The following is a 1621-nucleotide window of genomic DNA, read 5'->3' on the forward strand; positions in this document are numbered from 1 at the left end:
GGCACCCGCCTGGTCCTCGATCAGGCGGCGGGCCGCGCCGGCCCGGTCCCGCCACCAGCCGTCAGGACGGGCGCCGATCACGTTGGCGGCATCCACCACCAGCGCCGGCCGGCGCGCGAGCATGGGCTTCAGGTACGGCCAGGCGTCGGCGAACTTCGGGTGCAGCGGCAGTTCGTCGACCTTGTTGACGGGGATCCAGGCCAGTTCGAGGCTTTCGGCGTCCGTGATCTGCGGCTCGAACGGCCGGACGGCCCAGGCCACCGCCGTTGTATAGGTCCAGAAGCCGAGGTCGAGCACCTGGGTGAACAGCGGCTCGAGCGCGTCGGCGGGCACGCCGGCCTCCTCGTGCGATTCGCGCAGCGCGGCGTCGACCGCGGCCTCGCCCTGGTGCCGGGCGCCGCCGGGGATGCCCCAGGTGCCGCCGAAGTGGCTCCACTGGGCGCGGTGCTGCATCAGCACGCCGCGGTCGCGGTCCACTACCAGCAGTCCGGCCGAGCCGAACCGGCCCCACATCCGGGTGCCGTCCGGGCCCACGGCCCATGCATCCCCGGGGTCGCGGGGGCCGCTGAAGGGCGGCCGGGTGTCACCGACGGTCATTCCCCTAGCTTGCCATGAATTCCGGGAATAAGTTACTTGAATCTTCAACCAAATAGGCCTACACTCGTTCCATGACGCAGACCATTGAACGCCCCCCGGTACTCTTCCTCAGCCACGGCGCCCCGCCGCTGGCCGACGATGCCCGCTGGACCCGCGAGCTCGCGGACTGGTCCGGGTCCTTCGGCAAGCCCCGGGACATCCTCATGGTGTCCGCGCACTGGGAGAACGCCCCCGTCACGCTCAGCGCCACCCGGCGGCCCACCGAGCTGGTCTACGACTTCTGGGGCTTCCCGCAGAAGTACTACGACGTGCGCTACGACGCCCCGCTGGCGCCCGAACTGGCCGGCGAGGTCGCCAAGCTGGTCGGCAACCACGGCCACCATGTGGAGCGTGACGAAACCCGCGGCCTGGACCACGGCGCGTACGTGCCGCTGAAGGAGATGTTCCCGGCCGCGGACGTGCCGGTGGTGCAGATGTCCATGCCCACACTGGACCCGCAGGGCCTGTTCGAGCTGGGCCGGACGCTCGCCCCGCTGCGCGAGCGCGGCACGCTGATTGTCGGCTCCGGCTTCACCACCCACAACCTGCGCTGGTTCAACCCGGCCGCCGGCCCGGACGGAACCCCGCCGGCCGCCTCCAGCGAGTTCGACCACTGGGCCGAGGAAGCCATGGCCCGCGGCGACGTGGACGCGATCCTGGACTTTGTGCACAAGGCCCCGGCCGCCCGCGAGGCGCACCCGCGCTCGGAGCACTGGGCCCCGCTGTACGTGGCCCTCGGCGCGGCCCATGCCTCCGGCGGGATCGAGGCCAGGACCGCCATCGAGGGGTTCTGGTTCGGGCTCTCCAAGCGCTCCTGGACGCTGGCCTAGGGTTACCCGGAGCGCTCCGCAGAGAAGCCGCAGGGGCCCCGCCCCGGGCCTGGGAGGGACGGGCGGCGGCTGAACGCTCAGCCCCAGCCGGCCAGCCGCAGCAGCGCCGCGGCGGCGGCCCCGACGATCACGACGACGAGGAACGGCGCGCGCAG

Annotated in this window: 2 protein-coding genes and 1 pseudogene; 1 reads left to right on the plus strand and 2 read right to left on the minus strand. The window is 72.4% G+C overall.

What is annotated here, in order from left to right:
• Window positions 1-597 (minus strand): NUDIX domain-containing protein (locus tag ACFQ36_RS22555; RefSeq protein WP_377017788.1); only part of this gene is annotated, 597 nt, incomplete at its 3' end.
• A 71-nt stretch (window positions 598-668) separates the two neighbouring features.
• On the opposite strand from ACFQ36_RS22555, the gene ACFQ36_RS22560 reads away from it, so the two are divergent.
• On the plus strand, window positions 669-1466 hold the full coding sequence (locus ACFQ36_RS22560; RefSeq protein ID WP_377017790.1) for a dioxygenase: 798 nt from the start codon (window positions 669-671) through the stop codon (window positions 1464-1466).
• 77 nt (window positions 1467-1543) lie between these two features.
• Here the strand turns inward: ACFQ36_RS22560 and ACFQ36_RS22565 are convergent.
• Window positions 1544-1621 (minus strand): annotated as a pseudogene (locus ACFQ36_RS22565) (AzlD domain-containing protein); the annotation flags it as partial.

It is taken from the genome of Arthrobacter sp. GCM10027362 (genome assembly GCF_042679445.1).
In the GTDB taxonomy this organism is placed as follows: domain Bacteria; phylum Actinomycetota; class Actinomycetes; order Actinomycetales; family Micrococcaceae; genus Crystallibacter.